This is a genomic window from Patescibacteria group bacterium, from assembly GCA_018900835.1.
Lineage (GTDB): Bacteria > Patescibacteriota > Minisyncoccia > Minisyncoccales > PEYH01 > PEYH01.
Genome location: JAHIFQ010000004.1, coordinates 1 through 26,153 on the forward strand (window position 1 = coordinate 1; position 26,153 = coordinate 26,153).

The following is a 26,153-nucleotide window of genomic DNA, read 5'->3' on the forward strand; positions in this document are numbered from 1 at the left end:
GCAGTTAAATGTAAGAAAAAGATTCTCTACAATGGTTTCAGATGATGGCGAAGTTTTGGCTTGCGCTCTAAAAATTAATAATACGCCTGTTGAGTATATGAATTTTTCCGAGTCGCCATGCAACGACTGCACTGCTTCTGTGGATTATACTTTTACTTCAAGAGGGTCTTATTCAGTATTAGCGAGATGTCTTGATAATGATGGCAATGCTAAAGAAGGAGAGCCAGTAAATATTAGCATTGGCCAAAATTGTCCAGATTGTCACGCTAATAATACTGACAGATGCGAAACTCCTCCTAAATGCGAAAAAGATTGTGGGGCTGATTCTCAATGCGATGAAAAAGAACGCAATTCCAGCTGGACATCGTCCGGCAACACTTGCAATGGCTGTGGAAATGGCTGTAATTACAGCATAGACACTCAGAAACCCGAAGCATACAAATTAATAAATGATGACTGCTACTATGGCTGTAGTGTAAGCTGTGGTAGCAATGGCTGGATAAAATTGTATAGCTCTTTGGTCTGTTCAATTAACTCTTGCCCTATCACCAAAACTTCCGGCAACACTTGCTATTCTCTCCGCGGTTGCGGCATTGGCGGCTGTACATATCTAAACGCAGACACGAATAAGGGATGCTCACAATCGGTTTGCGCAGAATCTGGATGGAATAACTCTGCTTGTTCGCAGTATAATAAAGAGCTGTATATTACAGAAGGATTTAATAACTCCGACGATTATATAAGTGGTTATCTATTTTGCGATTCAGATCACCTTATTGTAAGCGGGGATTGTGTCCCAGATGATAATAATGATAAAATTATCTCCAATTGGCAAACTGGAAGCAGAGGTTGGTTTTGTGAATTTGAGTGTAATGGTTGGTGCACCGCAGACGGTACAATAAAAATAACTTGTAAGCCATGACAAGGATTGTTTCGCGCGGATTGTGTGGATTGACTGCTGTGGATTGACTACTAAGTCCCTTGATCCTTTGATAGATTTGACTTTCAATTAAAATCAAGATAAAAAAAATAGGCATTTTTGTTGTTTTCTTTTTGCCCCCGTAGCTCAATTGGCAGAGCAAAAATGTCTGGGACGCACTACTCTTAAGCTTCTGTTCATATTGACTTCTGCACATTAAAAATCTTATAATAGATATAAGGGCACAGAAAGATATATTAGCCCGTTCGCATGAAACCGAAACCAAACGAAAAAAGAATAGTACAGTGCCTCAGGAAGCAAGGATTGAGCTATAATGAAATTCTGCAAAAGGTGCCAGTGACTAAAAGTAGCATTAGTTTTTGGTGTCAGGGTGTTGAATTAACACCTGAACAAAAAGAAAGGTTAAACAAAAAACGAGAAAGAAATTTGCAAAGGATCATAATCCTTGGACCAAAAGCCATAGCCAAGAAAAGAAAAAAAGAAATTCACAAGATAAAAATTGAGGCAAAAAAAGAAATTCACTCCCTTGCCCCTTATGAATTTAAGATAGTCGGCGCAATGCTATATTGGGCCGAAGGCAGTAAGAGTGGTGGCGTAGAAATTACCAACTCAGACCCAAAACTAATAAAATTTATGGTTCGCTGGCTTAAACAGGTTTGTGAGGCACAACCTGAAAGATTAAAGGCACGATTAAACATCCACGCCAATCAAAATGATAAAAAGATAAAAAAATATTGGTCTGAAATTACAAATATCCCCATATCTCAATTTGGTAAAAGTTACATTAAACCAGAAGGCACGGGTCATAGGAAAAATATTCTAGATAATGGAGTAATTAGAATAAGATTTGGAAGCGAGGATTTGCGCCACAGAATTATGACTTGGATTAAAGTATTATATCAATCGTTATGAAAAAATTATGGCAACTAAGAGAAAATGCTATAAAGCTAAGGAGGTTAGGTTGGGCTTATTCTGAAATTCAGAAGAAAGTGCCTGTTCACAAAATTACACTTAGCAAATGGTGCCGAGATATTGAACTAACCTCTCGACAAATTAAATCCCATGGAGGGAGGTATGCTAATCGTCTGAAAGGCGCAAAAGCCAATTGCCTTAAAAGGCAAAAAGAAATAATAAGAATTCAGAAAAAGGCAGAGAACGAAATTCATATTCTTACTCCTTATGAACTTAAGATAGCTGGCGCAGCCCTATATTGGGGCGAAGGAAATAAATCTCATGGCTTGGCGTTCAGTAATTCTGATCCTGAATTAGTGAAATTTATGATGAAGTGGTTTCAAGAAACTTGCGAAGTGCCAAACAAAAAAATAAGAGCGTATCTTTATCTGCATACTGGACAAAATGAGAAAAAAATGCAAAAATACTGGTCGAGAGTAACAAATATCCCCTTAAATCAATTTAATAAAACTATTTTAAAAAAGGAGGGTTCGGCTAGTCGTAAATATAGTCAAGACAAATATAAGGGCACAATAAAGATTCAAGTTCTAAATGAAAATTTAAAGCATAGAATACTTTCCTGGATTGAACAATTTAATTTTACTTGAGGGATAGTTCTTAATTGCCAGAATAATCCTGCATTTTGTAACCGCCCCCGTAACTCAACAGGTAGAGTGTCCGCCTCTTAAGCGGGTTGTTCCAGGTTCGAGTCCTGGTGGGGGCATATTCGCTACGCTCAAGTTAAAAATTAAAAGTTAAAAATAAAAAACAAAAATTACGAGACCGGGTCTCGTAATTTTCTGGTTTGCTGTTGACAAAATCGTTGAGTTGATATATTATTACAATGTATTAAACATCGTGCATTACCCCCTCATCTTTTTCACCACCCGGAGTAGCTTGGGGAGGCGTCAATCCCTCCCCAGCTCTCAACTTGTTGGCGAGAAAGAAAAGGAGTTGTTCATTGTCAATTGATTTCGTTTTACACGCTCTTAGCACTGCTAAGAACGTTTTCCCTTTTAATAATCCTTGACACGAAAAACACCAAGCCATATAATACAATTAGACATAGGGTTCCAAGAGGTTCTTTGTGGACCTTGTGCGACCTCCTTACCAAAGACGCCCTGCTGGCAATCCCTTTCAGTTCTGCCAACTGTTTACCTGTCAGCAGTGGCGTCTCTCGCAAAGAACCAATTGCTCTTTTGTTAAGTCCTCTTCGGAGGACTTTTTCTTTAAACTGTTGCTTTTTAAAAAATTTTCGTATACAATATAAAAACTATGCTTACACAAAAAGACAAAGAAAAAATTATCAAGGAGCACGAGGTGCACAAGACCGACACTGGCTCACCAGAAGTCCAGTGCGCTCTTTTGACCACAGAAATCAAGCGCCTGCTTTCGCATCTTAAAAAGCACCCAAAAGACCTGCATTCTAAGAGAGGGCTTTTGCAGATGGTTGCAAGAAGGCGGAGATTATTAAAGTATCTCCAGCAAAAAAATGTCAGGAGATACAATGCCCTTATTAAAAAAATAGGCCTTAAGAAACGATGAAAAGCCAAAAACATCCAGACCAAAGAGTGGTTGTGTTGATAGACACTCAAAACTTGTATTACTCGGCAAAAAACTTATACCATTCTAAGGTAAATTTTGAAGAAATTTTGAAATTGGCAATAAGTGGAAGGCGGCTTGTCCGCGCTTTTGCTTATGTGGTTCAAACCAAGACAGGAGAGGAAAAACCATTCTTTGAGGCGCTCACTGGTTTAGGTATTGAAACCAGGGTCAAACAATTGCAGGAATATTACGGAGGACTCAAAAAAGCGGACTGGGATGTTGGAATAGTGGTTGACGGCATCAGGGCATCTACTTCTGCGGATGTAATAATATTGGTTTCTGGAGACGGCGATTTTATTCCTTTTCTGGAATATCTGAAAAACCAAGGAAAAAGGGTTGAGGTAATCGCTTTCGGCCGGTCTACTTCTTCAAAAATCAAAGAAGAAGCAGACGAATTTATAGACATTGAAAAGGACTATAAAAAATATCTTCTTAAGAAAATTTGAATCGATTAAAAATAAAATTTGACTAATATGAAATTTAATAAAGAAATAGGAGGCAAAAATTTTGAAGTAGAGATAGATACTTTAGCAGAGCAGGCAAATGGTAGTATTTTTGTAAGAATGGGCGATACGCTCGTTATGGCAACTGCCACAATGTCCCCCCAAGATTTGGAGGGTCTTAATTTTTTTCCTTTGACAGTTGAGTTCCAGGAAAAATTTTACGCTACTGGAAAAATATTAGGTTCAAGATTTATGAGGAGAGAAGGCAGACCATCTGAAGAATCAATCCTTACATCCCGCCTGATTGACAGGTGTATAAGACCATTATTCCCAGATGATTTAAAAAGAGAAGTTCAAATAATTGTAAGCTGCTATTCTTTTGACAAGGAAAACGACCCTGATATCCCTGGAGTTATGGCTGCTTCATTGGCCCTCGGGATATCTGATATTCCATGGAATGGACCAATCGCCCCAATAAGAGTGGCGAAGGTTGATAATAACCTTATCTTAAATCCAAATTACGAAGATAGGGGCAAGGGACATTTGGAAATAATGCTAAGCGGAGTTCAACAAGGAAAGAATGCTGTAATCAATATGATTGAAGCCCAAGCAAACGAAGCAAAAGAAAACGAAATTTTTGAAGCAACTGAATTTGCTGAAAAGCATCTTGGAGAAATATTGGATTTTCAAAAAGAGATTATCGCTAAGGCAGGCAAAGAAAAAATTCAAATTGAAAAAGAATCTAATCTAGAAATAGCAGCAAAGTTAAAGGAATCGTTTTCTCAAAAATTAGAAGACGCAATGACCCAACCCTTATCACTTGAAAGCAAAAGGGCTATGCAGATTCTTGAAAACGAAATTATTGAATTCACAAAAGAAAATTTCGGAGAGGAGAAAATAGAAATAGCCAAGAGATTCATTGAAAAGGAACTTACCGAAATTCTCCACAATCTCGTTCTTGAAAAAGGAAAAAGGCCTGATGGCAGAAAACTGGACGAAGTGCGAAAAATTGATTCTATGATTGAAATTCTGCCAAGGGCTCATGGTTCAGCTGTTTTCATAAGGGGAACAACCAAAGCGCTATCCAGCGTTACTCTCGGTCCTCCGGGCGACCAACGGTTGATTGAGGGAATGGAAATCAGTGGAAAGCAAAGATTTATGCATCACTATAATTTCCCACCTTATTGCTCTGGAGAAGTCAAACCATTAAGAGGTCCTGGCAGAAGAGAAATAGGACACGGAATGCTTGCGGAGAAAGCTCTGCTTCCACTTATTCCCAAATTTGAAGATTTTCCCTATACTATAAGAATAGTAACAGAAATTCTTTCTTCGAATGGGTCCACTTCAATGGCTTCGGTAAGCGCTGCTTCGTTGGCATTAATGGATGCTGGAGTACCGATTAAAAATACAGCTGCAGGGATTGCGATTGGCTTGATTAAATCTGACAATGATTATCGCTTGTTAACAGACATACAGGGACCAGAGGACCATTCTGGCGATATGGACTTTAAGGTTGCTGGGACGCTTGAGGGGATTACAGCAATTCAAATGGATGTTAAAATAAATGGTATAGATTTAAACATAATAAAAGAAGCGCTTGAAAAAGCAAAACATGCCAGAGAGCAGATAATAAAAGCTATTCACAAGACCATCGCCAAACCAAAGCCGAATCTATCTCCTTACGCTCCAAAGATTTTCAGAATTAAAATCAATCCAGAAAAAATAGGCGCTGTAATCGGAACAGGCGGAAAGGTAATCAACGAAATTATTGATGTGTGCGGAGTGACTATTGATATAGAAGATGACGGCAATGTCTTTATCTCTGCTGAATCAGAAGAGGCAGCAAAAAAAGCCATTGACTGGGTAGAAGGACTCACTCGCGAAGTTGTTGTTGGCGAGATATTTCAGGGAAAGGTTGTAAAAATTCTTGACTTCGGCGCGTTTGTGGAGATTCTGCCAGGCAAAGACGGCTTGGTTCATATATCAGAGTTAGAACAATCCCGCGTCAACAAAGTAGATGATGTGGTGAAGCTTGGCGACATAATACCTGTAAAAGTGATTTCTGTTGACGACCAAGGAAGAATCAATCTCTCCAAAAAGCAAGCCCAAGCTCAAAAAGGAGGAAAAATATAATTTATATTGGGCACGAGATGTTATTTACTCAAAGCCCCAAATCTCATTTAGGAAACCCGTGCCTTCTTTGTTAAAAGTTTGGTGATTTTTTATTCCCATGGCAGAAACAAACCACGAAAAACTAGATATCCCGCCTGAAGCAATCCGGACAATGAAAAAGGACTTAGCTGGCATCACTCGAGGAGAGTGGGATTTGGCTTTGGCTGAAGCGGAAATTCAAGAGTTGCTTCAACAGTTCCGCGAAAGACAAAAACAAGCAGAGGCGCAGAAGCTCATGGAACAACAAAATCTAAAACCACAAAAAGAAGAGCCAAAAGAAAAAAAGGAAGAAAAAAAGCCCGAAGAACCAGTGGAGGAAGCGCCCGAAGAACCAAAAAAGAAAGAAATAAGCGCTTCAGACCAAGAAAAAATAATTGCGGAGGAAATCAAGAAACGGGCAAAGAAAAGGGAAGAAATGGTGAATCAGAGCATGGAAAAAGAGGACTTTAAAAAAGCGCTTGAACAAGAAGAAAAAGCAGATGCCCAGACAAAAGAAAGAACAGAGAAAGAGCTTCGTGAAAAATTGGAGCGATTGCAGGAGGCGCTTAAAGAAATCCCAAATGAAAAAATCCCTCTTGAAGAAAACCAAAGTTATTACCTCAAAGACCAAGCAAAAATAGAAAAGGACTTGGAGCCAATTTTAGAAAGCGAAAAGAAAATAGAGGAGAATATAAAATTTATTGAGGGCATTGAAAAAACTGCGATTACTCCACGCCAAAAGAAAAAAGCGGAGCAGGAAAGACAATTAGCAGAACAAGAGAGAGAAACCATAGAAAAACAAAGGTGGGACTATGAGCAGAAAAAATTTCAAATTGAGAAACAATTAAAAGAAATAGAATTCGGCTTCCATCAACTCGCCCAAAAAGAAGCCAAGATTAAACAGGAAATTGGCTTGGTCAATCAAGAAATAGAAAAAATTGAGAAAGCCAAAGAAAAAAGAGAAATAGAAATAAAAATCAGCCAATTAGCAAAAGAAAAGGTAGAGCATGATGTTATTAAGGCAAAGATTTTATCGCAAAGAAAAGCAATAGAAGAAAAATTGGCAGAAGTGATAATAAGAGAACAAAAGCTGGAAAAAGAATTAAGTTATATCCAAGAAGAAGAGCGATTAGCGAGCGAAACGGAAAAACAAAGAGTAGAGCAGGAGAGATGGAAATTGGAAAAAATGCGTTCAGGCATTGAAAAAGAAAGATGGATAGTAGAAGAAGACAAGACCAAAATCCGCCTTGAAGAAAACCGAATCAATGTAAGATATCAGAAAATATTAGAACAGGAAAATCAGTACAGAAAAAGAATCCAGGATATTAATCAGATATTAGGAATTATTGTTCCAAAAGAAGTTCTTGACCCGAGAGATAGGCCAGAACCGACTATCAAGCCACAGGAAGAGCAAATAGAAAAAGATGACTATCTAGAAGAAAAACCAGCATCCGAAAGATTAAAAGAAGATAAATCGCCGACCCCCATAAAAACAGATGAAGACCAAAAGCAAGCTCCGATAGAAGAGCCAAGCGAGAAAAAGACAGCCCCAGGGCAATTAACAGAGCAGGAACAAGCCAAGGAAGAGTTAGCAAAAATTGAGGCAAAACAAAGAAGGGAAGAATTGCTTAAAAAATTAAGGACCGTAAGGGAAAGAGAAACCCAAAACAAGGAAAAACAACTGCTCCAAAGAATCAGGCAGGGAGCGACTATCCCTGAACCGCCTACCGAACAACAAGGCCCGACTCCACAAATCTCATCACAACACCCGCCTTTGATGAATCTCCCTTCTGAAAGAGATGTTAAAAAATCCAAATTAAGATTATTGCTTATTGGAATTGCTGTTGTTGTTATAATCAGCATTATCGGTTTTTGGTATTGGTATGCCAAGGTGAGAGAAAAACCAGAAGCGCCTATGCCGCCACAGATAGAAACGCCTACTCCGCCAGCAACCACAACACCTTCTAATGGAACAACAACCGAGCCACTTGTCCCATCCTCAAGCTTAATTCCTGTAAACACAACATTTCCTTTGAAAGTATCTGAACAAACAGATGTAGCATTGCTTGTCTCGCAGATTCTTAAAAATACAATTATTGAAAAAAATGTATTTTCAAGGATTTTAATAGAAAATACTGTTGAGAAAAAATACTTATCTGTCTCTGAAATGCTCACTGCGCTCCAACTTAATCCTCCTTCCACTCTCTACGACCAGATAGAATCAGACGCCACATTTTTTGTTTTTCCAACTGAAAATTATTCGGTCTTTGGGTTTGTTGCCAAGAGCGCCACAGATATAAGCGATAATGAAATTATGGCGACAATGAAATCATGGGAACCGACTTTAATCACAGACAGCAGGCAGTTTGGGAGTTCTCTTGCTAAAACAAATATGGTGCCTATTGCAAACTTTCAGGAAAACAATTATAAGAATAATGTCCTGCGGTATTTGACATTAAGCCCGGCTCCGGACTGCTTCGGCGCCTGCTATGCAGCGATAGACAGCCATCTTGTCTTTAGTACTTGCTGTAATGTAATTACTAAAATTATAGACGACAAATCTTTATCCCCAACAAACACAATCAATTCGGATAAACCGCCTTCTGTCTCTGCCCCTAAAATTATCCAAAATATTGTTTCTTGGGGTTACCATACGCCCAAAAACGCCCGCTCAATAGATACAATCGTCATCCATTCTTCATATGACGCGATAGGAAGTGATCCATACAGTACATCGGGGGTTATCGCAGAATACAAAACATAACGGGGTAGCTCCGCACTATTTAATTGCCCGTAATGGGGACATATACCAACTAGTCACCGATAAGGCCGTCGCATATCATGCAGGAAACAGTAAAATGCCTGATGGGAGAACTAACGTAAATAATTTTTCTATCGGCGTTGAGTTGATATACGCTAAAAATGATACGCCAACGGAAGTCCAATATGATTCCCTGTCTAAATTGGTTGATTATTTGGTTGATAAATACAAGATTCCATTAAAAAATATCGTCGGGCACGAAGACATATCTCCTGCCAATAGACAAGACGATCCTGCTAATTTTGATTGGAACAAAATTTCATAAAATTAAAAACATTTAAATCTTTAGAATAAAAATAGAAAAATGAAAAAAGAGTTTATAGAAAAGCAAAGGGTGCGGTTAGAAGAAAACAAAAAAGCTCTCCAAAAGGAGCTAAGTCTTTTTGCTGAAAAAGATGAAAAAATAAAAGGCAACTGGAAGTCCTCTTTTCCTGATTTTGACAGTTCTGAAACCGGAGGAGGAAAACTGGAAATAGCCCAAGATGAAGTGGAGGAATATTTGAACCGTCTTCCAGTGGAGCATTCTATGGAAATCAAACTTCAAAACATAGATTTAGCGTTGGCAAAAGTAAAGAAAGGCACTTACGCAAAATGCAATAAATGCGGAAAAAGAATTTCCATGGACCGGCTTGAGGCCTGCCCAGAAGCGCAATTTTGCGTGGACTGCAAAGGCAAGGCGTAAAAACAAATATATCTCCCAAACACAAAAACCCAGCGATGGGTTTTTGTGTTTGAAAAAAATAATATACAATGATTATATATGTCTACTAATATAAGAAATTATATATTCGTTGACGAATCAGGAGACCCAGGCAAGATTCATAAGATTGATTCCTCTGGGAATAAAATTTATACTGGCGCGAGTTTATTTTATATTCTCTCCGCAGTTTGTTTGAATTCAAGAGAATTATTTTTGCTAGAAAATAAGATTTTAGAAATTAAAAATAAACATGGATTTAGGAACGAAATAAAAAGCACCATTATTCCTTTAATTCTATACAAAGACCTCCTTAAAATGATTAACAAATTAGATATAAAAATATTTTATAGATTAATAGATAAAAGGAAATATAAGGGAACATTTGCCGTTAAGGGTGATAAAAGGCTACACAATGTCTTTGATGAATATAATCTTGCAAAATTAGTCTGTTTTGCTGTTAAGAAGTGTGATATGACCGGAGTAGAAGTAGTTATAGATAGAACCGACAGAAGGCTACTGGATGGTAACTTCGAGAATTTCAATGATTATCTCAAGGGCAAAATAAATACTAAAACAATCGAAAGGATAAAACATGTCACTCATGTTAATTCGGAATATGTAAATGCAATGCAGTTATCTGATTTAGTTAGTGGTGCAATAAAAGATAGTTTTACCAAAAAGAATCCATATCTTAAAAAGATAATGGAAAAAAGGTTGTTGAAAAAGATATATTAGGTTAAATAAAAAAAGAAGCGGGCGCCCAGACCTGGGACACGCTTCAATATGATAATAGCAATCTCAAAATAATTGTCAAGTCCCCACGCAAAATACCACACAAAAACCCCTGCTGGGTTTTTAAATTTGGAGAATTAAGATAATATGAAACAAGATAAATCAATAAACAACAATATGTCTTCCAAAATATTCTCCGGAGCAGTTGTCGGTCTGGAAACCCAAATCATTGAGGTTGAATCAGATATTTCTTATGGATTAAGGAGTTTTGAGATTGTGGGCTTGCCCGACAAAGCGGTAGAGGAGTCGACTGTCATCACAAAACATTCAAAGTGTTCTTGAAAACAAAACTCCTCCCGGTAGAAGAAATAATCGGGCATAGGGTTGAAGTAGAATTGATTGAAAAATAAACTTAACGCAACTTTGACAATATGCGTCTTTTTTGTCAAAATGGAACAAATATTAATAAACTGTATATATGCCAAAAATACCCACTGGCAAATTAGCATCAATGCACATCTCTTATTCCTTTTTTCTTTATATGTTAGGGACGCAGATTATTTTTCCCTCCTGGCCATATTTATTAAAGCTCATATTTACCATATTTATTATTCTATTATCAGTGTCTGGCTCTTTATGGTATTTCAAAAAGAGAGGATATGTCATCGAAGAAAAACAAAAATTTCTTCGCTTGTCGGCAATTTGGTTTTTCTTGATAAATTTTAGTGTTCCAGTAATGTATACTATTTTGATAGTTTGGATAATGAGGACAGGCGCAAGTGCCACTGACCTTGCCAAAACATTTGCAATTTTCTTAGTGAGTTCAGGAATAACCACCCTTTTATTTTATTGGTTTACTAAAAAACTCATGCCCAGAGTAGAAAGCGGTAAGAGCTTATTAAATTGGAAAAAATAAAAAAAGGCATAGTGGAAAATAGCGCTAATTCCACTTTCTCTCTCTTGTCAACAACCAAAAACCCATCACTGGGTTTTTGTGTTTAAGAAAGGCGGTTTCTCTTTTTTTTGTTATAGCGACTTTTTTAGCTAACAAATTCTATTTTAATCCTTTTGTTAAATACTGAGGCAATTCTCTGAAGATTATCAGTAGTAAAATTCTGCCGCCCTGCTTCCATTCTAGCAATAACGCTTTGAGTTGTGCCAATCTTTTTAGCTAATCCCTGTTGTGATAAGTGTTTCTTCGCTCTCAATTGGACAATCTTATAAGCAACTTCAAGACGATGACATTCTTGTTTATATCCCTTGTTGAAATTCTTATCTTTCATCTTGGCCCTAAAATGTTTTTCGTAATTAGTTAATTTAGTCATATTTATTATTATTTATTAAAAAATCTCTATAATTTTTTTCGGCTTTAATAATTTCTTTTTTTGGTGTTTTGCTTGTTTTCTTTAAAAACGCGTGTAAAAGAATAATTTTTTTGCTAACAAATGTAAAATAAAATATTCTATGATGATTTTTGGAAAAACCAACTCTCAACTCTCTAATTTTCCCTTTAATGTGTTTTGAATACGGTTCATCCAAATATCCCTTCTTATCTTTTAATAATTCTAAATATGTAAAAACTTTTACCTGTTCTTTTTTAGACAGTTTATCAATGTATTCTTTCACGACTTCCTTTCCTTTAGAATCAATATAGTAATAGATCCTATGGTCCCCTAAATATGTCATATTCTCTTTATAGCATATATGCTATATGCGTCAAGTATCTGCTGTGGATAACTCAACTAATATTTAAGGTATAGTATTATCCTTATTATTTTCCCAAAACCCATTTCTGGGTTTTTAAATTTGGAGAATTAAGATAATATGAAACAAGATAAATCAATAAACAACAATATGTCTTCCAAAATATTCTCCGGAGCTGTTGTCGGTTTGGAAACCCAAATCATTGAGGTTGAATCAGATATTTCTTATGGATTAAGGAGTTTTGAGATTGTGGGCTTGCCCGACAAAGCGGTAGAGGAATCAACTGTCGTCACAAAACATTCAAAGTGTTCTCTAAAACACAACTTCTTCCTATAGCGGAAATAATCGGGCATAAGGATGAAGCAAAATTGATTGAAAAATAGAATTGACACCACTTTTATAGGACTGAAGTAAAATTAATTGGAAAATAGACCTGACACCATTTTTCTATTTCATCATTTTCTCATCACCGTTTTTTTCATTTGATGACTGGCAGAAACAAACATGATATACTATAAAAAATTAGAGGAATAAAATTAATAAAATATATTTATGAAAAATAAAACATTATTGATCGCGATAGTCGCCATTGTAGTATTGGCAATTTTAATTTTTTTAATACTTCTTATTAAGAATAAAACAGCTCCCGTAATGTTCCCGACGGACGAGAAAGCTTGCGACGAAATACAGGGACAGAAATTGAAAGATTATTGTTATTTGGGTGCCGCTCAAGCCAAGCAAGACATGTCTATTTGTGAGATGATACAGGAGCAGTGGGTAAAAAATGACTGTTATTTAAATGTAGCTCAAGCCAAGCAAGATATCTCAATTTGTGAGAATATACAGGATCAAGAGAGGAAAGATGACTGTTATTTAAATGTAGCTCAAGTCAAGGAAGACATATCTCTTTGTGAGGGAATGCATGGACAGAACAAAAAAGATCTTTGTTATTTGCGCATTGCTCGAGCCAAGCAAGATATATCTATTTGTGAGATGATACAGGAGCAGAAGATAAAAGAAAATCTTTGTTATAGATACATAAATCCCCAATAAATTCTGTTAAAATCCGCAATCGCAATTGGTATAAAAAAGTAGGCACACAGACATTGGACGCGCTTCAATATAATAGTGTTGAAAACGACATCAGGTCTATTTTTCTCTCTCAAACAACAACCCTAAAACCCATCACTGGGTTTTTGTGTTTGAAGAAAGATACATAATAGAATATTATGAATTATAATAAATATTATGTCTTCCAAAATATTCTCCGGAGCTGTTGTCGGTCTGGAAACTCAAATTATTGAAGTGGAATCAGATATCTCCTATGGATTAAGGAGTTTTGAGATTGTGGGCTTGCCCGACAAAGCGGTAGAGGAATCAAAAGAAAGAATAAAATCAGCCATAAAGTCATGCGGTCTTCGTCCGCCTTTTTTAAAGCCAGAAAGAATCTTGATTAACTTAGCGCCTGCTGATTTGAAAAAAGAAGGTTCGCTTTATGATTTACCCATTGCCATTGCTTATCTTGTAAAAAGCAAACAAATCAATGCAAATTGTGAAGGAAAGATGTTTGCCGGAGAATTATCATTAGATGGAACTCTGCGTCCCATAAAGGGAGCTCTTGCTTTTGCTCTTAAAGCCAACGAAGCAGATTTTCCTGAAATAATCCTGCCAATTGAAAATATGAAAGAAGCAACTCTGTGCCAAATCAATACCAATAAAAATAATTTAAGGATAATCGGAGTTGATTCTTTGCAAGCTGCGATAAATTATCTAGAAGGAAAAATAATCATTGAGCCAGCGATACTGGATATGAACGAGGTTGTTAAAAATAATGATTACAGGATTGGATTGGATTGGGTAAAAGGACAAAACCATGCTAAAAGAGCTTTAATAATCGCTGCTGCCGGGGGCCACAATCTCTTACTTGTCGGGCCACCGGGCGGAGGAAAAAGCTTATTGGCAAAGTCCTTGCCTTCAATCTTGCCAGACTTATCAGCGGAAGAAATGCTTGAACTCACCAAAATCTACAGCATTTCCGGACTGCTTTCAAAAGAAGAACCGATTGTAACAAAGAGGCCTTTTCGCGCAGCCCACCACACTGCTTCCAAGGTTTCAATAATAGGGGGTGGCACTCCGATTCGGCCTGGCGAGATTACTCTTGCCCACAGAGGAATTTTATTCTTAGACGAATTCCCGGAATTCAATAAAGATGTGCTGGAAGCGCTTAGGCAACCATTGGAAGACGGGACTATAACTGTAATGCGGGCAGTTCAAAGAATCACATTTCCTTGCCATTTCAGTTTGATTGCTGCTGCCAATCCATGCCCTTGCGGACACTTAAACGACCCGAACAATCCGTGCTCATGCACTCCCTCGCAAATAGCAAAATACAAACGCAAACTCTCGGGTCCGATAATTGACAGAATTGACATGGTGGTTGAATTGCCCCAAGTAGAGTTTGAAAAACTGACAGCTCCTGACAGCAATCAGGAAACAATTGAAGCAAGGGGAGAAATAGAAAAAGCAAGAAAGATTCAGAACGAGCGATTTCAAGAGAGTAAGATGATAACTAACAGCGAAATGGAGGTGCCGGAAATAAAAAAGCACTGCCAGATAAATTCATCATCAAACAATATCTTGAGGAGCTATGTTAACTCTGGCAAACTCTCTGCCCGCGGTTATCATCGGGTATTAAAAATAGCCCGCACTATTGCGGACTTAGCAGGAACAGATGAGATTTTGCTTGAGAATCTACACGAGGCATTAATGTATCGCCTCGCTGATATTTCTCACTAATCACTGACAATAATTATTGATTATTGATGATTGATGATTGATTATTTCGCAAAAGGGTTTTTGCCTCCCCTTACATCAAAATGAAGATGACATCCTCCTGGACCAGCAGGAATAGTGTGTCCCGAATAACCAATATATCCGATTATCTGGCCTTGAGAAACTTTCTGCCCAGCGGAAACAGCAATCTTTGACATATGTCCATAAAAGGTAACTACTCCATTAGGATGTAAAATTCTTACATATCTGCCTGCTCTTGTGTCCCATCCAGTTCTCTGGATTTCTCCTTGCGCAGCAGCGAAAATAGGGGAGTCGCATTCGCCTGTTGCAAAATCAACTGCATTATACCAGTGGAGTCCTTGAGTAATCTTCCACGGAGAAGGAACTGGAACAATAAAGTATGAATTTGGTATAGCCGTAGTTGTTGGGGCTGAATATATTTTCGGCGCTGGCCTTGTTCCCCCCGGAATAATCAAAATGTCTCCAACCACAATTGCCCCATTTTCTGATAAATTGTTAAACACAATAATAGTGTCTTTTGACGCCTTGTAATCCCTTGCTATCTCGCTTATCGTGTCACCATTCTGCGTAATATGCATAGCGCCTGTTACAGGCAGAATAATCAATGTTTTACCCACAGTGAGAGTTGACTTTGTGGTTAAATTATTTGCCCAAAGTATTGTTTCTGCGCTAATATCAAATTGTTGGGCAATGCTCTTTATTGTATCGCCTTTCTGAATAACATATTCTTCAACCCCTGTTTCGTCATGGCTCGTGCCGCCGCCTGTTCCTAATGATGCTAATGCCTTGTAATCCAAAACAGTGGAAGCAGAAATAGCCAATAAGCTGTTATCTTGGATAGAGAATAAATCAGGATAGTGTTTTTTCTCCTCTCCTTGGCAAAGAGTGGAACAAGAGGATTGCGAGGAGTTGTCTTGATTTGAAATACTTGGAATAATAACAGAAAAATCCTTATTGCCTGCATTAGCAATAAGGATTACTATAAGAAACAAGAATAAGAAAAAACAGGGCTTAGTGTATTTCTTAAGCCAAAGGGGGAATTTTAAATTTTTTCTGATCGTAGGAATAGCTTTTGGCAAACAACTGAATCTTTGTTCAGCTGTCGCCTGTTGTCTAAACTATCAAATCTATCTACTTATCATTTAATCCCAAAAAGCCAATTTAGTCAAGCTTTTTATCCACAAAAATGGATTTGTGCTCAAAACAAACAATCAAGTCCTTATTGAAAAATAGCAATATTTTTCCATCCAAAAAATTGGGACAGAATTTTTTAATTGACCAAGGGATTATTGAAAAAATAATCGAATCAGCTGATTTAAATAATCAAGACATAGTATTGGAAATAGGGCCAGGGCTTGGCTGTCTTACTCAAGCATTGGGGCAAAAAGCAAAAAAAGTGATTGCAATTGAAAAAGATAGACGGATGATAGAAATATTGAAAAATAATCTCAAGGAGTTCAAAAATGTAAGGATTGTTTTGGGAGATATTCTTAATATTCAAAATTCAAAATTCAAAATTCAAAATTCGTATAAGGTTGCGGCGAACTTGCCATATAATATTGCCTTGCCTGTAATCAGAAAATTCATAGAAGCGACAAATCCTCCTGAATTAATGATTTTAATGATTCAAAAAGAAGTAGCGCAGAAAATATGCGGAGAAAAATCATGCCTACCAAAAATCGCTGTTGAACTGTTCGCTAAATCCGAAATATTATTTTTTGTTCCAAAAGAATCTTTCTTTCCAGCCCCCAAAGTTGATGGCGCAGTGATTAAAGTTTCTGAAATACAAAAAAATATCCCAAATGTTAATATGGAATTGCTTTTCAGAATTGTAAAAGCTGGATTTTCTCATCCCAGAAAAACAATTTTAAATAATCTGTCAAAAAAATTAAATATATCCAGGAACGATACAGCCAAATGGCTGGAAAAGACAAATATTCCCTGTGAAAAAAGGCCTCAAGACATTAATTTAAAAGAGTGGATAAAGCTTGTTGATGGTTTTGATTTTTAATTCGTGTTAAAATTATCAAATAATCGAATCCAAAAATGAAGTTAAAAAATTTCCTCATTATATCAAAACGAAAAATACTACTTTGGCTGGTTTTTGCTTTTACAATGATTTTTATCCCATTGCATCCCATAAGAGCGCAGTGGGGTATTGAAATCCTTACCGCCCCATTTGTTCTGCTGGCAAAACTCGTGACGTTGTGTATTGTTGGGGTTCCGGTATCTTTTTGGTGCCTCGATATAGCTCAAATATTTCTGACTTGGGCTGCCAATCCTGCTCTAGTTGGCGGAGTTACCAATAATCCTTTTGTCCTGGCGGGCTGGGCAACGATTAGGGATTTCAGCAATCTCTTTTTTATCCTGATTATCGTGGCAATCGGAATAGCGACTGCTTTGAGAGTAAAACAATATGAGGTAAGGAAAACCCTTCCTCGCCTGATTATTGTCGCTGTATTGATAAACTTTTCTCCTGTAATCTGCGGGGTCTTCATAGACGCTGCTAATATCATTGCTAATTTCTTTTTCACTGCAGGAGCCGGGGGATTCAGCGACGTCATTACTATTGCGCAAAGTTCAAAAGGTTGGTTGGTAAGAGAACTCTCCAGTATCTCCGGCGTCTGGGCGCAGATAAGAACAGGCGAACTTTTCTTCAAGGCAATAGCTGTGTTAGTTTTCAATTTATTCGGAACTTTTGTCTTATTCCTAATGGGCATACTTTTCATAGTCAGAAATCTTGCTTTGTGGATTTTAGTAATCTTATCTCCTCTAGCATTCCTTTCTTCCATATTCCCCAAAAATCCTGTTACTAAAAAAGCCACTCCTTTTGGTATGTGGCGAGACCAATTCGTAAAATGGACTTTTGTTGGGGTTACTGGCTCATTCTTCTTATATCTAGCCCAATTGATGATGAGAATGGGAACAAAAACGCTTCTTAATAACAATCTGCCCGCAACACATGCGTCCGATGCTGGCGGGAATATAATAACCGGCTTAATGGTAATGGCTGTGCCTTTGGTTTTCCTTGGCATAGGATATTTTGTTACTGTTTCCAGTTCAGCAATGGGAGCAGGCGCCATCACTAATTTTGGCAAAAAAGGCCTTGCCTGGGGCAAGAGCAAAGCTGGAGGTATGGCAATAAACAGATTGAGAAAAGATATTGTAGACCCTTATAAGAGAGCAGGACAAAAGGTGGGAGAAAGAATAGCAAACAAGGCGCCAGGGGAAAGAGCAGAACGCTACAAGCAATCTCATGGCATTGCTAAGGTTGGTAAAACAATAGCAAGAGGAGCAATTCCTTATTCAATTAGAGAATGGGGTGCTGCAAAATTAAAACCTGGTCTAGCTGAAAGAGGTGTTTCTAATGTCGAAAAAGCAAAAGATGAAGCTGGAAAACTAAAAACAAAAGAAGGACGTCGAGCTCAATACAATAAAGCAAAAAGGGAAAAGAATAGAGAAAAGCAACTTGGAGTTGTCGTGCAAGCAATAGAAAAAGGAGAATTGGATGGATATTCAGATGGAGAAATTCAATCTGCAATAAAAGACGCTGGACAAATTAATAAAAAATTAGCAGAAGATATAATACAAGCAACTCCTAATTTAGCGCAAGAGATTTATGATGATTATCATGCTGATAATCCGAATATAATGACTGAATATAACAACTTAAACACACAATTAACAACTGCTAACGCTGCTGGGAATCAACCATTAGCCGAAAAATTAGAAAGACAAATGGATAGAGTTAAACAACCAGCAGATAGTCGAGGGTTATGGATGTCGCCAGAAGACATACAGCACTATGGAACTTTTGAGGCGAAAACAGTACTCACAACAAAAGCAAAAGATATTGGAAAGCTAAGAAAAAATTATGTAAAGACAAATAGATTTATGGAAATCGCCCAAGATGCCAGCCACCAAGGCAAAAATGCATTGAGTGGAAACCATCTATCAAAAATAGCAGAAGAGTACGGAACATCTGCGGTTGATTTGTATAACGATACTTCTGACAGGATAAATCCAACTGGTAGATGGATGGCTGATATCGCGCCTGACCGTCCTCATCCTATAAAAAGATATTTAGACACTAATCCTGGGGCTATTGCAGCAGGATATAGAATGCCAACTACAGGAGGAGGTACAGGAGGAGGAGGAGGAGGTGGTGGGACAATTTTAACACCTTCCCCAACTACTCATGTGAAAACAACTAGTCAACCAAAGATGGACGAAAGACAGAGAGCAGAAATGGAAGAAGAGCGCAGGAGAAAGAGCAGGGAGACTGGTGATAAAGGCGACCGTGGCGGTGGCGGAGAAGAATCTGATCCAAATCGTCCAGGAGGTAGACCAGGATATGGAGGAGGAAGTGGTCGTCCCGGAGGTAGACCAGGGTAGTAGGTGAAGCGCATTGTAAAAATAAGAGAGGTCAGGGCTTGCCCTGACCTCTTGTGTCTCTAGTGGATTTCTCCGCTATCAACGCTGTTCCAACAACTCTAGTATCTTCTGAATATCAGCCTTGAGTTGGCTGATCTCTTCGGGGGTTGTTTTATCTTGTGTTTTTCCAAACACGCCTTTCAGAATCTCCGAAAGACCTGGGACTGATTGAATCGTCAAGCTCGCTGCCAAAGGCGATTTTTCGACCGCTTCAAGCGTTCTAACGAGCTTTCCAAGGTCTCCGAAGCGTTGAATCACTTCATAAACCTTTTCAAGGCGAGCAACTTCTCCATCCGCCTCAATTGACGCCTTTTCTCGCGTCGCTTCAGCAGTTACGATAGTTGCTTCTTTGTCCATCTCAGCATTGAACTTCTTGAGCGTAGCAGCCCGATAATCAGCAGGTGGGTCAATGCTTATAACCCCCAAGCTGATAACCTTAATTCCATACTCATTTTCTATCTCTGGAATCGGACCGCCAAGAATAGAGAGCTCGTTGAAAATGTCCTTTCCGATGTCACTCGCCTTCTTGATGTGCTCGTCGTAGGTTTTTCCTGTGACCTTGTCGCGGACAGCGGCTCGCAAGGGCTGAATAGTCAACTCCAACCAATTCTGTGCCACGAATAAGGCCTTGTATGGGTTCACCACTCGGAGCTTGAGGATGAAGTGGAGCGATAGCGGAAGCTTATTCATGTCTTCCGCGCCTTCCACGCTGAAATGGTACTGGTCATCCTTAAGGATGATGTAATCCATCCACTCGCGGGGGTGATGTTGGATAGTCCCATCTGCCTTCACCCCTGTCCACTCAAAGGTGTATATGAACAGGTCTAAAATGGGCCAAAATCCATACCAGCGCAAACCGCCCAAGAAACGCTTTTTTTCTTGGTCCGGGCCAATACTGATAACATTGTAGTCCGCATCAAGGCCATGTCCTTTCCACTGAATTAGCGCTTTCGCAACCTGATCGCCTTTGACAATGAACTTCACCGTGCCTTCGGGCATAAATGTGAAGAACTTGTTGCGCTGGGCGAGCACGAAGTAGACCAAAGCGAGTATCCCAGCGAGAATCGCTGCAACAACAAGAATAAACACCAAGGTCGGGACAGGTCTCACAAGAAACGAAATGAAAAGAGCCACTCCAACCACTGCCAACGCTATCCACAATACTGTTCTTTTACTTATCATATCTCTCATCTCCTTGTATCTCTTTTTTTATTCTTTTGTGAAGGTACGACTCTACTATATGTAGAAACGGAGGATTCCAATGAATCTCCTTTGTTTCTTATGTCCATATTATACCAATAAATACTTGCTCTGTCAACTTTTTTACAGGTTCCGATTCGTGTTCTTTGCTACCTGTTAATTTCTTTCTCTTAATTGCTGTGTTAAAATGGATTAAGATAAATTAGTATGATAAAATTATAGAACTAAATGTTTATGGAAGAATTATCCCGAGACCAACTTTGGGCAATTTATAATACCCTGTCTGACACTCTAAAAGATGCGATATTTTCAGAAGATACTGCTGATGCTATTTTTAATATCTGTAAACTCTATGAAATAGATAAAAACTCGGAAGTGGCAAAAATAGTGGGCAGAATCCTGATGGGTCTTTTGCCTCCGGAATTCTTGAAAGACACGCTTCAAGAGGAAACAGGAATAAACGAAGACATTGCGAAGAAAACAACAATGGAGATAGAGCATTTTATTTTAAATCCAGTGAAAAAAGAATTAGATGCTCTGTATCAAGAGGTTCAAGAAAAAAAAGAAAAGCCAGCAGGCGATATAAAAGAACAACCCTTGGAGGAATTGGAGAAAGAAGATGATTATAGAGAACCAATACAATAATTTTTAGTTTTTAATTTTACATTTTACATTTGCGAAGCATGGAGTATCCCTTACCACAATTTTTATCAATAAAACCAAAGGTTGCCGGGCCGTTTAATCTGGCGCAATTACTTTGGATTGTTGGCGGAGCATTAGTATCAATAATTTTCTATTTCACTGCTCCTCTTATGACTTTTGTTTTAATCGGCATTCCGATTATGATTGTTGCTTTTATTTTGGCTTTTGGCAAAAGAAAGGGCTTCCCAATTCCAACAATAATAGTCCGTTCTTTTTCGTTCATTTTTGCCAGCAAAAGATATCTTTGGAAAAAAATTGACACTCCAGCGATTATGCTTCCAAAAGCAACCAAGGCAAAACCCGTAGAACCAAAAGACGACAAAGCAATTAGTTTAAAAATTTCCGGGCAGAGCCGTTTAAAAGAAATCGGACGATTAATTGAAATCCATTCCAAGTAAATTTCCTATATTATGAATCTATCATCACAACAATTCCTGCCATTGGAACAGATAAAAGAGGGCATTATGATATTGAAAGACCATAGCTTAAGGGGCGTAATGATGGCATCCTCTTTAAACTTTGCTCTTAAAGCAACCGAAGAACAAGAAGCAATTATCTATCAATTCCAAACATTTTTAAATGCTTTGGATTTTTCCTGCCAAATTTTTATTGCTTCAAGAAAAGTGAACATCACCGGCTATCTGGAAAAACTGAAAGAAGTTGAAGAAAAACATGAAAATGAATTAATGGCAACACAGACAAGGGAATACCGAAAATTTATTGAAAAAATAGTGGCAGGTGGCGCTATTATGAATAAAAATTTCTATATAATCGTGCCATTTTATCTTTCAGAAATGTATGGAAGCGCTACCAAGGGCGGACTGATATCTTTAAAAGCAATCCCAACATTAACCGAAGAAATGTTCCAAAGAGCAAAGTCCCAACTTTACCAAAGAATGGAATTCTTGTCTTTGGGATTGAGAAGGTGCGGGGTTTGGAGCGTTGCATTACAAAGCGAAGAGCTGATAGAGCTTTTCTGGAGCATGTCTCATCCAAAAGAATCGTCTATCGGTTATTATCCAGAAATCCCGCCCGAATTAATACAATAGCGAATAAATAAAATGAAACTTTCCTTTTTAGATGGATTATTAGGAAAAAAGACAGAATATGAGGCTGGTGCAGAACCGCAAGCAATGAACTTGCTTGATTTTATAGCTCCTCCAGCGATTACAATCGGGTCTGACTATTTCCAGATAGGCGAAAAATTCGCTAAATCATACTTTATTTTCTCTTACCCGAGATATTTGAGCACTGGGTGGTTGGCGCCAATTATAAACTTGGACATTCCATTGGACATTTCTATTTTCTTTCATCCGATTGATACTGGGCTTATTCTGAAAAAATTAAGTAAAAAGGTTACTGAAGTTCAGTCGGAAATAATGGAAAAGGAAGAAAAGGGTTTAATAAGGGACCCTATCCTTGAGACCGCTTACAAAGACATTGAGGTATTAAGAGACCGGCTCCAAACAGCGCAGGAAAGAATGTTCAGGGTTGGAATGTATCTGACCATATATGCTGATGACAAAAAGGAGTTGGAAAAAATAGAGGGCACTGTTCGCTCAATCCTTGAATCAAAATTGGTTTATGTAAAACCAGCCCTCTACCAACAGGATAAGGCAATGATTTCAGCGTATCCCGCTGGTATAGACCGACTTCAAGTGCATACATCTATCAATACTAGTCCTCTCTCAACAATTTTCCCATTTGTGTCTTTTGATTTGAGTTCAAACGAAGGAATCCTTTACGGGATAAACCAGCACAACAGCTCACTAGTGTTGTTTGACAGGTTTAGCTTGGAAAATGCAAACTCAGTCGTTTTCGGTAAGAGTGGCGGAGGCAAAAGCATTTTATCATCTGAACCAGTTCTGATAAGCGAGAACGGACAAACCAAGATTGAGAACATCGGCAAAGTTGTAGAAAGAGCAATAGAAAAACACGGGTGCCATAAAATTGACGAGGAATTAGAGGGAGCAATAAATCCATATATCAAAGTTTGGAGTTTTGATAAAAATCTTAAAGGCAGTTGGTCAACGGTGACTGTTGCTGCAAGAAAAAAAGCTCCTGAAATATTTTATAAATTCAGAACCCGAAGCGGAAGAGAGGTGAGCACAACAGGAGACCACAATATGTTAATCCTTAAAAATGGACAAATAACCGCAGAAAAAAGCTCTGAAATTAATGAAGGAGAATTTATCCCGTTGTCCAGAAGGATTTCTGAAAACTCCTCTCCAGATAAATTCATAAACTTGCTTGAATTACTAAAAAATTCCCACTTGGTTTATGTTTTCAACGCTGAAAAAATCATCAAAAAATATTATCATCAGATAAAAAATCTTGATAGTGGTTCCTCTTTAAAAAAATATCTCTATAAATACAAAGATGGTAGAAGGATTCCTATTAAATACTTCCTTGAAATTATTGATTCTTTAAAAATTTCAGAAGCCGAGCTTAATGATTTAAAAATTGTTTCCAAAAATGGAGATATTGCCAATGGCTTAAATATAATCTTGCCTATTTCAAATAATCTGTTAAAAATAATCGGATTTATAGCATCAGAAGGAACAGTTGGCGAAAACTTTATAAATATCAGTAACCAAGACGAAGAATTCATCAAAGAGTGTATGGACTCTTTCAAGAATATTGGGGTTCCGTGCTATCAAGCAGACAAAGCTATTATTTGCGCAAGCCGTATTTTCACAGAAATCATCAAGGCATTAGGCGGAAAACAGAAGTCCGGAGATAAGACGGTTTTGCCATTTATATTTAATGCTGAAAAAGAAAAAATTGCGCAATTCCTTTCCGCTTATTTTGAGGGAGACGGCGGGGTAGAACATGATAAAATATGCGCCACAACCAAATCAAAACAGCTATCTTCTGAAATTTCTTATCTGCTTTACTATTTTGGAATCATTGCCAGAATCCAAAAGAAAATTAAATGCGCCACCAATACAGAAGAAAAAAGAAAACAAACATATTGGCAAATTTCTGTATCAGGGAAGAATGATTTAGAAAAGTTTGCCCAAGAAATTGGATTCATTTCTCACAGGAAAATAAACAAACTAAATAGCATTATTAAAGAAAATGGGAATACAAATGTTGATATAATCCCGGGCTTAGCTCCGTTGTTTGAAGAAATCTACAACACCTGTCCTCCGCTCCTTATGGGCATGCAAACGGTCTCTGCTCTAAAGCGCGGGATATATAATCCTTCACCAGATAATTTAAAAAACATAATAGAAAAAATAGAAAAACGGATTACTTATTTTAAAGATAGAGGAGAACAAATAAAAGTCCTGTCAGGATTGCCAGAAATTCAGGAATTAATTGAATACGGAGAAAACATAGACAAAGAAACAGAAGACAATCTTGATTATAATTATAGTCCACAAGTCATAATGACCGAGCAAGCAAAGCAAACCGACCGACTTATTTGGCAGGAATACCAAGAAATTTTAAGAAATGGTATTCCAAAAATTGAAAATATTATCAAACGCCTAAAAAATCTAGCAAACTCTGATTTATTTTTTGACGAAATCGTAAATATTGAAAAAATAGCCAACAAAGATGAACAATATGTTTATGATTTAACAGTGGACAACGAAGTATTTCTCTGCGGAAACGGTGGAATGTTTGTTCACAATTCGTACGCAATTAAGTTGGAGATTTTAAGGTCTTTGATGCTTGGAATTGAATCAATTATTATTGACCCTGAAAACGAATATAGATTCCTTTCTGACGCAGTGGGCGGGAAGTTCTATAATATTTCTTTGGCATCAGAAAGCCATATAAACCCTTTTGACCTGCCAGAACCAGTTGATGATGAAGAGCCAAAAGATGTTTTGCGCTCCAACATTATCAACTTGGTTGGGCTTATGAGAATAATGCTTGGCGGGCTCACGCCTGAAGAGGACTCTGTTATTGACCAAGCTATTAACGAAACATATGCTGCCCGCGACATCACCGCAGACACAGACCCTGGTCTATGGAAAGAAAGGGTGCCATTGATGTCTGATTTAGAATCAGTGCTGGAAACAATGGAAGGCGCTGAATCGCTGGTTAAACGATTAAGAAAATTCACCAAAGGCGTTTACGCGGGATTCTTTAATTATCCAACAAATGTAGTAATGGATAATGCTTTGGTTGTTTTTGGCATTAAAAATCTTGAAACAGAATTAAGGCCATTGGCAATGTTTATTGTTATGCGCTACATTTGGAACGCCATTAAAGGTGATTTAAAAAAGAGAATCTTGGTGATTGACGAAGCGTGGTGGCTGATGCAAACAGAAGACAGCGCTTCTTTCCTTTATGGAATTGTAAAAAGAGGAAGAAAATATTGGCTTGGCACAACCACAATCACACAGGATGTGAACGATTTTATGAAATCAGACTATGGCCAGCCCATAATCACAAATTCATCTTTGCAACTCTTGATGAAACAATCTCCAGCCACTATTCAGGTTGTAAAAGAGACCTTCAATCTTACTGACCAAGAAAAATACCTGCTTTTGGAAGCGCCTATTGGCGAAGGAATATTTTTTGCCGGAGAAAAACATGTTTCTATCAGGATTGTTGCTTCCTACACAGAGGACCAAATCATAACAACCTCGCCTGAAGAAATGTCTAAAATAAAAAAGCTTAAAAAGATAAAAGAAAATGCCTGAAACATTGTCAGCAAGAGGAATTATGAGATTGATAATCGCTATCATTCTTGATATCTTTGGTTTCCTTTGTTCAGCCATTTCCCTTCTCGGGCTACCAGGAATGTTTATAGGCGGAGCGCTTTCGCTTATTCCAGACGGCTTAGGATTCATTTTTATAGGCGGAATGAACAGAAAAAAGGATAGGGAATTCTACCTTTCTTTCGTGGCTGAAATTATTCCTGGATTGGGAGCTCTTCCTTTTTGGACAGCATATGTTCTGCTTGGGAAAGGATATACTCCATCTGACCCTAAATAA

26 protein-coding genes and 1 tRNA gene are annotated in these 26,153 nt (G+C 37.8%); 23 read left to right on the forward strand and 4 right to left on the reverse strand.

Features of this window, described 5'->3' with window-relative positions:
* The 13 genes from KJ562_00295 to KJ562_00355 form a co-directional block, all read left to right on the forward strand.
* The coding region (locus tag KJ562_00295; GenBank protein MBU3964165.1) for a hypothetical protein at positions 1 to 922 on the forward strand (922 nt) is incomplete at its 5' end.
* A 267-nt stretch (positions 923 to 1,189) separates the two neighbouring features.
* Positions 1,190 to 1,852, forward strand: a complete 663-nt coding sequence (locus KJ562_00300; protein ID MBU3964166.1) for a hypothetical protein — start codon at positions 1,190 to 1,192, stop codon at positions 1,850 to 1,852.
* A complete protein-coding gene (locus KJ562_00305; GenBank protein MBU3964167.1) occupies positions 1,849 to 2,499 on the forward strand; it encodes a hypothetical protein in 651 nt (216 codons plus the stop codon). The genes KJ562_00300 and KJ562_00305 overlap by 4 nt, the downstream gene beginning before the upstream one ends.
* A 43-nt stretch (positions 2,500 to 2,542) precedes the next feature.
* Positions 2,543 to 2,615, forward strand: a tRNA-Lys gene (locus tag KJ562_00310).
* A 551-nt stretch (positions 2,616 to 3,166) separates the two neighbouring features.
* Positions 3,167 to 3,436: a 30S ribosomal protein S15 gene (rpsO, locus tag KJ562_00315; GenBank protein ID MBU3964168.1), complete on the forward strand. Its 270-nt coding sequence runs from the start codon at positions 3,167 to 3,169 to the stop codon at positions 3,434 to 3,436.
* Positions 3,433 to 3,942 carry an NYN domain-containing protein gene (locus KJ562_00320; GenBank protein ID MBU3964169.1) on the forward strand — a complete coding sequence of 170 codons (510 nt, stop codon included), beginning with the start codon at positions 3,433 to 3,435 and terminating at the stop codon, positions 3,940 to 3,942. Before rpsO ends, KJ562_00320 begins: the two co-directional genes overlap by 4 nt.
* Positions 3,943 to 3,969: 27 nt before the next feature.
* Complete coding sequence (locus tag KJ562_00325) at positions 3,970 to 6,072, forward strand: polyribonucleotide nucleotidyltransferase (GenBank protein ID MBU3964170.1); 2,103 nt, start codon at positions 3,970 to 3,972, stop codon at positions 6,070 to 6,072.
* 97 nt (positions 6,073 to 6,169) lie between these two features.
* Complete coding sequence (locus KJ562_00330) at positions 6,170 to 8,854, forward strand: hypothetical protein (protein ID MBU3964171.1); 2,685 nt, start codon at positions 6,170 to 6,172, stop codon at positions 8,852 to 8,854.
* Positions 8,808 to 9,176, forward strand: coding sequence for an N-acetylmuramoyl-L-alanine amidase (locus KJ562_00335; GenBank protein ID MBU3964172.1), 369 nt, complete (start codon positions 8,808 to 8,810; stop codon positions 9,174 to 9,176). Before KJ562_00330 ends, KJ562_00335 begins: the two co-directional genes overlap by 47 nt.
* Before the next feature lie 39 nt (positions 9,177 to 9,215).
* The gene (locus tag KJ562_00340; protein MBU3964173.1) at positions 9,216 to 9,593 is read left to right on the forward strand and encodes a TraR/DksA C4-type zinc finger protein; all 378 of its coding nucleotides are present in this window, start codon (positions 9,216 to 9,218) and stop codon (positions 9,591 to 9,593) included.
* A gap of 78 nt (positions 9,594 to 9,671) precedes the next feature.
* Positions 9,672 to 10,346, forward strand: coding sequence for a DUF3800 domain-containing protein (locus tag KJ562_00345; GenBank protein ID MBU3964174.1), 675 nt, complete (start codon positions 9,672 to 9,674; stop codon positions 10,344 to 10,346).
* Positions 10,347 to 10,490: 144 nt separating this feature from the next.
* Complete coding sequence (locus KJ562_00350; protein MBU3964175.1) at positions 10,491 to 10,685, forward strand: hypothetical protein; 195 nt, start codon at positions 10,491 to 10,493, stop codon at positions 10,683 to 10,685.
* Between the two features lie 136 nt (positions 10,686 to 10,821).
* A complete protein-coding gene (locus KJ562_00355; protein MBU3964176.1) occupies positions 10,822 to 11,259 on the forward strand; it encodes a hypothetical protein in 438 nt (145 codons plus the stop codon).
* Positions 11,260 to 11,383: 124 nt separating this feature from the next.
* On the opposite strand, the gene KJ562_00360 is transcribed toward KJ562_00355, so the two are convergent.
* Positions 11,384 to 11,668 (reverse strand): helix-turn-helix domain-containing protein, encoded by a 285-nt coding sequence (locus KJ562_00360; GenBank protein MBU3964177.1) that lies wholly within the window; start codon positions 11,666 to 11,668, stop codon positions 11,384 to 11,386.
* On the reverse strand, positions 11,661 to 12,029 hold the full coding sequence (locus KJ562_00365; GenBank protein MBU3964178.1) for a type II toxin-antitoxin system RelE/ParE family toxin: 369 nt from the start codon (positions 12,027 to 12,029) through the stop codon (positions 11,661 to 11,663). Before KJ562_00365 ends, KJ562_00360 begins: the two co-directional genes overlap by 8 nt.
* Before the next feature lie 138 nt (positions 12,030 to 12,167).
* Between KJ562_00365 and KJ562_00370 the strand changes: the two genes are divergently transcribed.
* The 3 genes from KJ562_00370 (at position 12,168) to KJ562_00380 (ending at position 14,843) form a co-directional block, all read left to right on the forward strand.
* Positions 12,168 to 12,383 (forward strand): hypothetical protein, encoded by a 216-nt coding sequence (locus KJ562_00370; GenBank protein MBU3964179.1) that lies wholly within the window; start codon positions 12,168 to 12,170, stop codon positions 12,381 to 12,383.
* A gap of 216 nt (positions 12,384 to 12,599) precedes the next feature.
* Positions 12,600 to 13,100: a hypothetical protein gene (locus KJ562_00375; protein ID MBU3964180.1), complete on the forward strand. Its 501-nt coding sequence runs from the start codon at positions 12,600 to 12,602 to the stop codon at positions 13,098 to 13,100.
* Positions 13,101 to 13,295: 195 nt separating this feature from the next.
* Positions 13,296 to 14,843, forward strand: coding sequence for a YifB family Mg chelatase-like AAA ATPase (locus KJ562_00380; protein ID MBU3964181.1), 1,548 nt, complete (start codon positions 13,296 to 13,298; stop codon positions 14,841 to 14,843).
* Between the two features lie 41 nt (positions 14,844 to 14,884).
* On the opposite strand, the gene KJ562_00385 is transcribed toward KJ562_00380, so the two are convergent.
* Positions 14,885 to 15,940, reverse strand: coding sequence for a M23 family metallopeptidase (locus tag KJ562_00385; protein ID MBU3964182.1), 1,056 nt, complete (start codon positions 15,938 to 15,940; stop codon positions 14,885 to 14,887).
* Between the two features lie 107 nt (positions 15,941 to 16,047).
* Here KJ562_00385 and rsmA point away from each other — a divergent pair, with 107 nt between their 5' ends.
* Both rsmA and KJ562_00395 read left to right on the forward strand, forming a co-directional pair.
* Positions 16,048 to 16,872, forward strand: a complete 825-nt coding sequence (gene rsmA, locus KJ562_00390) for a ribosomal RNA small subunit methyltransferase A (GenBank protein MBU3964183.1) — start codon at positions 16,048 to 16,050, stop codon at positions 16,870 to 16,872.
* A 35-nt stretch (positions 16,873 to 16,907) separates the two neighbouring features.
* Positions 16,908 to 19,256, forward strand: a complete 2,349-nt coding sequence (locus KJ562_00395; protein ID MBU3964184.1) for a hypothetical protein — start codon at positions 16,908 to 16,910, stop codon at positions 19,254 to 19,256.
* A 78-nt stretch (positions 19,257 to 19,334) separates the two neighbouring features.
* Here the strand turns inward: KJ562_00395 and KJ562_00400 are convergent, their stop codons facing one another.
* Complete coding sequence (locus KJ562_00400; GenBank protein ID MBU3964185.1) at positions 19,335 to 20,279, reverse strand: hypothetical protein; 945 nt, start codon at positions 20,277 to 20,279, stop codon at positions 19,335 to 19,337.
* A 444-nt stretch (positions 20,280 to 20,723) separates the two neighbouring features.
* Here KJ562_00400 and KJ562_00405 point away from each other — a divergent pair, with 444 nt between their 5' ends.
* The 5 genes from KJ562_00405 to KJ562_00425 are packed head-to-tail and all read left to right on the forward strand — an operon-like array spanning position 20,724 to position 26,153.
* Positions 20,724 to 21,140, forward strand: coding sequence for a hypothetical protein (locus KJ562_00405; GenBank protein ID MBU3964186.1), 417 nt, complete (start codon positions 20,724 to 20,726; stop codon positions 21,138 to 21,140).
* Between the two features lie 38 nt (positions 21,141 to 21,178).
* Entirely contained in the window at positions 21,179 to 21,595 is a 417-nt protein-coding gene (locus KJ562_00410) for a PrgI family protein (GenBank protein MBU3964187.1), read from the forward strand.
* Positions 21,596 to 21,607: 12 nt separating this feature from the next.
* Complete coding sequence (locus tag KJ562_00415; GenBank protein ID MBU3964188.1) at positions 21,608 to 22,246, forward strand: hypothetical protein; 639 nt, start codon at positions 21,608 to 21,610, stop codon at positions 22,244 to 22,246.
* 12 nt (positions 22,247 to 22,258) lie between these two features.
* Entirely contained in the window at positions 22,259 to 25,858 is a 3,600-nt protein-coding gene (locus tag KJ562_00420) for a hypothetical protein (protein ID MBU3964189.1), read from the forward strand.
* Positions 25,851 to 26,153 carry a hypothetical protein gene (locus KJ562_00425; protein ID MBU3964190.1) on the forward strand — a complete coding sequence of 101 codons (303 nt, stop codon included), beginning with the start codon at positions 25,851 to 25,853 and terminating at the stop codon, positions 26,151 to 26,153. Before KJ562_00420 ends, KJ562_00425 begins: the two co-directional genes overlap by 8 nt.

Excerpts from the sequence above, each read along its gene's own strand:
- KJ562_00320 (MBU3964169.1), top strand. The coding sequence starts at position 3,433 with ATGAAAAGCCAAAAACATCCAGACCAAAGAGTGGTTGTGTTGATAGAC.
- KJ562_00415 (MBU3964188.1), top strand. The coding sequence starts at position 21,608 with ATGAATCTATCATCACAACAATTCCTGCCATTGGAACAGATAAAAGAG.
- KJ562_00330 (MBU3964171.1), top strand. The coding sequence starts at position 6,170 with ATGGCAGAAACAAACCACGAAAAACTAGATATCCCGCCTGAAGCAATC.
- KJ562_00370 (MBU3964179.1), top strand. The coding sequence starts at position 12,168 with ATGAAACAAGATAAATCAATAAACAACAATATGTCTTCCAAAATATTC.
- KJ562_00380 (MBU3964181.1), top strand. The coding sequence starts at position 13,296 with ATGTCTTCCAAAATATTCTCCGGAGCTGTTGTCGGTCTGGAAACTCAA.
- KJ562_00395 (MBU3964184.1), top strand. The coding sequence starts at position 16,908 with ATGAAGTTAAAAAATTTCCTCATTATATCAAAACGAAAAATACTACTT.
- KJ562_00420 (MBU3964189.1), top strand. The coding sequence starts at position 22,259 with ATGAAACTTTCCTTTTTAGATGGATTATTAGGAAAAAAGACAGAATAT.
- KJ562_00325 (MBU3964170.1), top strand. The coding sequence starts at position 3,970 with ATGAAATTTAATAAAGAAATAGGAGGCAAAAATTTTGAAGTAGAGATA.
- KJ562_00360 (MBU3964177.1), bottom strand. The coding sequence starts at position 11,668 with ATGACTAAATTAACTAATTACGAAAAACATTTTAGGGCCAAGATGAAA.
- KJ562_00345 (MBU3964174.1), top strand. The coding sequence starts at position 9,672 with ATGTCTACTAATATAAGAAATTATATATTCGTTGACGAATCAGGAGAC.
- rsmA (MBU3964183.1), top strand. The coding sequence starts at position 16,048 with ATGGATTTGTGCTCAAAACAAACAATCAAGTCCTTATTGAAAAATAGC.
- KJ562_00300 (MBU3964166.1), top strand. The coding sequence starts at position 1,190 with ATGAAACCGAAACCAAACGAAAAAAGAATAGTACAGTGCCTCAGGAAG.
- rpsO (MBU3964168.1), top strand. The coding sequence starts at position 3,167 with ATGCTTACACAAAAAGACAAAGAAAAAATTATCAAGGAGCACGAGGTG.
- KJ562_00340 (MBU3964173.1), top strand. The coding sequence starts at position 9,216 with ATGAAAAAAGAGTTTATAGAAAAGCAAAGGGTGCGGTTAGAAGAAAAC.
- KJ562_00410 (MBU3964187.1), top strand. The coding sequence starts at position 21,179 with ATGGAGTATCCCTTACCACAATTTTTATCAATAAAACCAAAGGTTGCC.
- KJ562_00405 (MBU3964186.1), top strand. The coding sequence starts at position 20,724 with ATGTTTATGGAAGAATTATCCCGAGACCAACTTTGGGCAATTTATAAT.
- KJ562_00365 (MBU3964178.1), bottom strand. The coding sequence starts at position 12,029 with ATGACATATTTAGGGGACCATAGGATCTATTACTATATTGATTCTAAA.
- KJ562_00355 (MBU3964176.1), top strand. The coding sequence starts at position 10,822 with ATGCCAAAAATACCCACTGGCAAATTAGCATCAATGCACATCTCTTAT.
- KJ562_00425 (MBU3964190.1), top strand. The coding sequence starts at position 25,851 with ATGCCTGAAACATTGTCAGCAAGAGGAATTATGAGATTGATAATCGCT.
- KJ562_00375 (MBU3964180.1), top strand. The coding sequence starts at position 12,600 with ATGAAAAATAAAACATTATTGATCGCGATAGTCGCCATTGTAGTATTG.
- KJ562_00350 (MBU3964175.1), top strand. The coding sequence starts at position 10,491 with ATGAAACAAGATAAATCAATAAACAACAATATGTCTTCCAAAATATTC.
- KJ562_00305 (MBU3964167.1), top strand. The coding sequence starts at position 1,849 with ATGAAAAAATTATGGCAACTAAGAGAAAATGCTATAAAGCTAAGGAGG.